We start from the raw sequence: 7,013 nt of genomic DNA, 5'->3' as shown, positions 1-7,013 counted from the left end.
CGTATTGTCAACCGCTCGGGAGACGACGAAACGTGAACGCAGAATCTCCATCTCCGATGACGTCTTCACCTTCGTATCGGGCCCGGTCGTCACATCTGCCAGTGCATGCCTTGGTGATCCGTTGTTGTCTTCGATTTCGATCAGGATGTTGGCCTGGTAGGTAGGCGCGACAAGAAACGCATAAGCTATTCCCAGCATCGTGACGAAAAACGCGACACCTACAATGGGCCAGAAATGGTCCAGCACGAACCCGACATGCTTGCGCAAATCGATCGTATCGTCTGGCGGTTCCGGATTCGATACCGGATAGGGCTGGAACTGTATTCTTTCGATCGGTTGGTTCATCGTTCTGTTTCCAAGGACAAGACAACATCGAATCTGAAAAAGCCAATACGGCCCTGTAGTCGTCAGTTCCTGTATCGGGGTCGTATCAATGTACCCAGAAGGGCGATGAAGATTAAGTATGAAAATTCGATGCTTGGCACCTGATCCTGCAGCCTTGTATTCGTTTTATTGATTGCTGCGACGAGCCCTTCTCCTGAAAGCGAAATACTGGACGTGCAGTGAAATGCTTCATGTACTGCGGACAAAAAAAATGCCGGGCAATCTCCCGGCATTTCAGTTGTTCCCGATGGCCTATTGAACAGGATCGTTGGATAGCTCTATGCGCACTGCCCCGAGAACGATAACCCGCCCTCTGGGAGAGTTGTTTCCGCTGACGCGAACAAATGACAGGGTGATGTCGCGCAATTGGTCTGGTGTGGTGTTCGCCAGGATCTGCGTCACAGGAAAGGTGAGATGGGACGAGCCGGGATGGTGCTCATGCGAAGCGATTTCAAACGGTCCGAAGCCACCGATCAGATGCTCCTCGTCCGGAGCACCGCCGCTTTGTGGAAGATTTAAATACACGTCGTAAAAGTACCCGCCATCCTGTCCTTGGGGCAGTACCCGTGCATTTTCGACGACGATCTGAACCGATGTATATGGGCCGGCAGGCGGTCCTCCACGGCCGCCTTGGCCACCGCGCTGGCGTTCAATGATTGAACGCAATGCCTGGCTATCGGGCTGCTCGACCGGAATCTGCACACTTACCGACGTTTCGTCTAAACCCACGTTGCCAGCTCCGCCGATGGACCGTCGGCCGCCACCTGCCGACGCCGGGCCCAATTGCGGGAAATTTCCGACCGCGGGACGGCCCGACCCGGATCGTCCCGGCATCTGAACGCGAATCAGGCGTCCGGCACTGGCCTGGGGCGGCAATGCCCGAGGAAGTGTCTTGTCCACGTAGTCGTAACTCAGGTAGGTCGTGGTGTTATAAGCCCGGTTGCGCGGCATCGTCAGATCAGACCGGTACGTATAGTTTCCACTCCAGTACGGATCGCCGATAGGCGGCATTGTCCTGCCGTTGGCAGCAAGCACCCATGCCGCCCAAAGCCTGTCTATCTGCCCATGATGCAGCCAGAATATCGGGTCCATGGGCGATGTCTTCTGCGCCATGTAACCGCCGATGACATTATGAAATTTCCCGTGCGGCTGATACTCGATTGCAACTTCAAATGAGTCGACCGTGCCCCGTTGGAAGTTTTTGTACTTGGTCGAAAACGGCGTCAATGACAATGCGCTGTACACATTTGTATTGACTCGCCCTGGAACGTAGAGAGGATTGCCTGAGGAGGAGTCGGTGAATTCCTGCGGCATGACCGCGGATTTGTAATAGTCCCAATAGGGGACCATCAGTGTGCTGTTACCGGATATCGCCCGCACCGTCTCCTGGAAGTAATGCAGGTATCCACGATGCCAAGCCAGAAAATAGGCAATTCCATGAGGACAGGCATTGACGTGTATGTTGGACCAGTAGGCCCAGCTTCTTCTATCGGCCGAGTTCGTGTTAGCGCGCATGGCGCTGATTGCATTGATGAACGCCGCATAGTCCGGGGTCGTCTTGAAATCGTTCCACTCCAGCCGGTTTCTGATTGTGGTCTGTGCCAGAGCAACCTGTCCGGGTAGTGTCGATAGAGCTAATGCGGACAGAGAGCCTTTGACGAACTGGCGCCGCCCCGCATGTATAGAATCCATTTTGCATCTCCTTGTGGTTTTGGTTTCAGCCAAAGAGCAAGACCGCCGGCCTATCAGTGCCTGCCAAAAGGAGGGGATCTGCACAGGTTGCTCAGTGATCTCAAAATCGAACGCGTGTTGTATCTCGTCCGGTTCCGTTCAACCTACTTTACCTGCACTGCAACTGGAGAATAAGTACATAAATTCGATGACTCGTGGCGGCTTGCATCTCAACGGATTCATTTCTTTGATTGGTTGGCGCTTATGCGATGTTGCACGGCAAGGCACAGCGGCAGACGACACTGCGGCCTGCCGGGACGCACCGCCACGACTGCGCCCGCAGCCGTTCATTCATCGACACTCCGACGGCTGGATGACCTTAGTGAATCGCCTCAATACTGCGCTTTATGTCCTCCGGGATGGTTTTTAACGAGGCGGAAAAATTGCGGACCAGGTGCGACGGGTTGGTTGTCCCGATGATTGCGCAGCTTATATTCGGGTTGCTCAATACATACTCAAGCGCAAGCTCGTGGCAGGTGAAATTTTCGAATCCGGATAGAAAGCGGTATTTTCTGCCGGCCAGGAATTTGCTGCGGTGATTCTTCAGCGCACGCAATAAGTACCAGACGTCGGAAAGTTTCCGGATCTTGAAGATCTCGTCCGAATACAAAGTTTGCGCAAGCGGCGACTTCACCATGATGCCCAACCCGGCGTCTGCGCAACGTCCGATGAAGTGTTCCTGTTCGCGACGTTTGATGACGTTGTATTCGATCATCACGCAATCAAATATTCCCAACGACAAAGCCAGTTCGGCACCGGCGAGATCCGTCGATACGCCCAGCAGCCTCGCATCGCCGCGCCGCTTGGCGGCAATGAGAAACTCGATCGTTTCGTCGTCGAGTTTTTTCGGCATGCCATGCAACTGCAGCACATCGACATGATCGACAAGCAGCTTTTGCAGGCTGCCATCCAGGCTTCTTCTCAATGCCTTATGGCTGTAGTCCTTGACATGCCGACCGCCAATCAGATGCGTACCGCACTTCGTGCCTATGCATAACTTCGCAGAACGCCCTCCGAGTATTTTCCCTAATCGAACTTCGGCATTGCCGCCGCTGTAGTTCGGTCCGGTATCAAAAAAGTTGACGCCATGATCGATTGCGACATCCACAAGATTTCGCGCGAGCTGCTCACTAAATATCTCCATCCCCCAAAAGCCGCCGGCACCAAATCCCAGTTCGGAAACGGCAACACCATGGGAGCCTACTTTCCTTTTGTTCAACGTAAAGTCGGCCATGAATACTCCTCTTCGAAGACGACAGACTGAGCAGTGCGTCCCTCTGCAATGCAAAAAGAACATGAAAAAGACGCAGCGTCAGGATCTCGTTTAATTACATTAGGAAACATTCTTCCAGGAACTTCTTCCGCCAGGAAACATCTACTCGACAGCATTCAGATCCGCACTGAATGCAGAACTACATCAGGCAGAAATAAGGCAACCACATTGTGAATTTGTATTTGGCTTGTCGAGTTTTCTATCCGCGCAGGTGTTCTTGTCGCTAGGGCGGCAGAAACCACTGCATACATCACCGTTCCAGGAGTACGTATTTTGAAACGCATTGCATATCCTTCACTTCTATTACTAACCTTGACCTTGGCCGCTTGCGGCGGAGGTGGTTCCGATTCCCCGACTTCATCCGCGCCATCCTCAAACACGACTGTTTCGGTAGCTGACGATGAAACGGCGCCACTGGCGTTGATGGACGATGCCGACACAGGATCCGATCCTGATTTGTCTGCGGAATCCGGAGTGGACTCCGACCCTGCATCCTCGCCTTCCCCCGAGTCGATGGCCGCCCTGACCGCAGATTCTGACGCCTCCACATCCCAGGAATCGAATGAAGACCCCACGTCGACCAGGACGCTTGCAACAACGACAGCGGTTACTACCGGCACGCATCTTTATGTTGCCACCACCGGGTCCGATTCAAACCCCGGCACCGCTACTGCTCCATTCAAAACCATTCTGAAAGCATCCAAGGTAGCGAAGCCCGGTACGACGGTGCACGTTGCGCCTGGTTCGTATCCCGCCGGCTTCAGTACGACCACAAGCGGTACGACTACCGCCAGAATTCGCTATGTATCCGACGTTAAATGGGGTGCCAAGCTGGTACCGGCCGCGAACACGACAAGTCGAATTGCATGGTCGGTTCACGGAAGCAATATCGACGTCGAGGGCTTCGAGGTCGACGGAAGAAGCAATCCATCGTGGCGCATCGGCCTCACCACGCGTGGTTCCAACGTCGTCTTCAAGAACAATCACGTGCACCACATCGCCACTAACGTGCCTTGCGAAAGCAACGGCGCCGCCGGCATTTCGAACACCCATTACTATTACGGCGTCAACGTCCAGATCCTTGGCAATGTCGTTCATCACATCGGCTACACCGGCTGCCAGTACTACCAAGGGATCTATCATCAGACGACGGGCGCCATCAAGAACAATGTGGTGTACAAGATCGGCAAAACCGCCATTCAGCTCTGGCACGATGCAAACAATACGGTCATTGCCAACAACACGGTGTTTAGCTCGGATGTCGGCATCAAGGTAGGCGGCGGCGGTTTCTACCACAACGCAATCAATGACTACACGCATGTATCCAACAATATCGTGTTCGATAATGTCGACGGCATTCGTGAAGTGGGCGTGACCGGAACGCATAACACCTATACCAACAATCTGGTTTTCCGCAATTCGAATATCAGCGTCCACCTCAAGAATGGAAACACGCACTCCGGCACCATCAAAGCCGATCCGCAGTTCGTGAATTACATACGTGACGGCGGCGGTGACTACCGTCTCAAGAGCACATCGCCTGCAGTCAATAAAGGCTCCGCAACTTACGCACCACCGACCGACATCGTCGGCACTCCGCGTCCGCAAGGCGGAGTGGATGATCTTGGCGCTTATGAGTACAAATAAACTCGGCACAAGTAATCGCACGTAAGCTTTTGGAGGCGGCCTTTGGCGAATACTGCCGGGGCCGCCTTCGTGCTTTATTAAGAAAGCTGCACCTAGACCCTGCCTACTTCACCTGCCTGCCAAGCACTATCGGCATGCAACAAATCATCGTATCTATCTCAGGGTCACCTGCTCAAGCCACTAATTCTTGTGTCCGACAGCCATTTTCATTTTCATCGGCCAGAGTGCGCAGGATGTCGGCAAGAATCGTTGCGGAATTCGGCAAGGACGCTGGACGCCCATGAATCAGGTAAAGCATTGACTTGTGCATGATCTTTTCGCTAAGCGACAATGGAACCAGGGCACCACGGTCAAGCCAATCCTGAATGCGGTGCCTGGGTAGCCACGCATATCCCAAACATCCGGATACAGCCTCGATCACCTTATCGAAACTATTGATTTGCCAGGTAAATGCAGCCCCCCGGTAATCGGCGTTCATGCCGCTTTCCATTTCGCTCGCACAGCCGACACCGACTTGCACCTGCCGGGCAAGATCGGCCGGAGTGATGTCTCTACCCAGTTTTTGCAGTGCATGATTCGGGTGAGCGACAGCAATGTACTCCAGCTCGACAAGTGGCTCGCCGAAATAGCCCAAAGGCACTCTGGCGCCTATGGCAAGATCGACCGATGAGCGTCGAAGCATTTCCTCAAGACGCGACATGTTTGTCTCGGTCAGCTGCACCGAGGCGCTTTGAGTAGTAGCCGAGAACTGCTTTACCGCCTGCATTAGAAGTTGCGCAGGAACATTCTGGTCAACAACAAGACGGACTTCGGAACCGCCGCCCGCCTCCAGATGCTTGGCGAACAACTCTAGTTCGATGGCCTCCTTCAATACGTGTCGCGAACGATCGAGCAGAGCGCGTCCTGCTTTGGTGAGATGCGCTTTTCTTCCTTCGATCTTCAGCAGTTGTACGCCGAGATTTTCCTGAAGCTTGCCGATGGTGTAGCTGACGGCGGACTGGCTGAGGTGCAAGTAATCCGCTGCTTCCGCGAAACCGCCGCAATCGATCACCGCATGCAATATTCGCCATTGCTTGAGGCTTACATACAAGTTGCGCACATCGTGCGGCCTGGATTTGAGTTTGTTGCGGGCCAGCTTCACCGCAGAATGGGGAGCTTGTCCCGAAAATGGATTACTTGCTTGCGTCATTTCAATGCCCTTTGAAAATCTCTATCCGGTTGCAGCCGGCTATGCCTGGCATGCAATTATTTAGTTCGTGTTCGTACGGAGAAAAGCTATCTGGACTCATCCCATTCAGTCTCCTTTGCAGTTGTTTCGCATGGGAATACCTGATTGCTGCACACTTCCCAAATCACTGAACGTATTTTGCGGACGACTTCATGCAAAACCTAAGCCCGAATGACAAGGCATTGATAATCAAAGGCTTTATGGTAAAAATTTGATGCTTCGGTCAAAGCATGTATCACTGCAGGCACATTCTCACCGGCTGCGACGCACGGCAAGAGCGACACGCACCGGCACGCTTGCATGTTGTGAGCCGTGCTCCGGCAAATTCGAATGCTGTTGTCATGACGTGTAAGGAAAATGGGTCAGGCGAGTTCCCGAATATGCGAAATTTTCGGATTCACAATATCGCACAGCACAAAAAAGAGAGACGCAATAGGACACGCCGGGGGAGCGTGAGTAGCGAGCAAGGGGATAGGAATGAGTCGGCACGCCTTGATGCAGCAGAATTCACCCTGTCGAGGAAGGCCGATTGAATATGACAGGAAACGCACTGCCTGAAAATGTAAAGTCTTGAAAAGGACGGCGTGAACGACCCGTGCTTCTCAAGCTCACAAGGGAATGAGAACGCGCCACGCGGTTAACAAAGCGTGGCGCTGTGCCGGCATGAAAGGTGATCAACCGCCGGTGTAAAGGTCTTCGATACGTGGTGCGTTTGCGGACCGGACGGGTTCATTGCCCTTATTCACGGTT

The 7,013-nt window shown here is 53.5% G+C and carries 5 protein-coding genes; 1 reads left to right on the top strand and 4 read right to left on the bottom strand.

Annotated features, from left to right (window positions below):
- From VGU61_RS08700 to VGU61_RS08690, 3 genes are all read right to left on the bottom strand, one after another.
- A partial coding sequence (locus VGU61_RS08700) for a Wzz/FepE/Etk N-terminal domain-containing protein (protein WP_326858719.1) occupies positions 1-345 on the bottom strand: 345 nt, incomplete at its 3' end.
- Positions 346-636: 291 nt separating this feature from the next.
- On the bottom strand, positions 637-2,109 hold the full coding sequence (locus tag VGU61_RS08695; protein ID WP_326858718.1) for a tyrosinase family protein: 1,473 nt from the start codon (positions 2,107-2,109) through the stop codon (positions 637-639).
- Between the two features lie 325 nt (positions 2,110-2,434).
- Complete coding sequence (locus VGU61_RS08690) at positions 2,435-3,349, bottom strand: aldo/keto reductase (RefSeq protein WP_326858717.1); 915 nt, start codon at positions 3,347-3,349, stop codon at positions 2,435-2,437.
- A gap of 513 nt (positions 3,350-3,862) precedes the next feature.
- Here VGU61_RS08690 and VGU61_RS08685 point away from each other — a divergent pair.
- On the top strand, positions 3,863-5,035 hold the full coding sequence (locus tag VGU61_RS08685) for a right-handed parallel beta-helix repeat-containing protein (RefSeq protein WP_326858716.1): 1,173 nt from the start codon (positions 3,863-3,865) through the stop codon (positions 5,033-5,035).
- A gap of 172 nt (positions 5,036-5,207) precedes the next feature.
- Here the strand turns inward: VGU61_RS08685 and VGU61_RS08680 are convergent, their stop codons facing one another.
- Positions 5,208-6,224: a LysR family transcriptional regulator gene (locus VGU61_RS08680; RefSeq protein WP_326858715.1), complete on the bottom strand. Its 1,017-nt coding sequence runs from the start codon at positions 6,222-6,224 to the stop codon at positions 5,208-5,210.
- Between the last annotated feature and the right edge of the window lie 789 nt (positions 6,225-7,013).

The sequence above is a fragment of the Noviherbaspirillum sp. genome (assembly GCF_035944575.1).
Lineage (GTDB): Bacteria > Pseudomonadota > Gammaproteobacteria > Burkholderiales > Burkholderiaceae_D > Noviherbaspirillum.
This window is presented reverse-complemented; position numbering and strand designations above follow the sequence as displayed.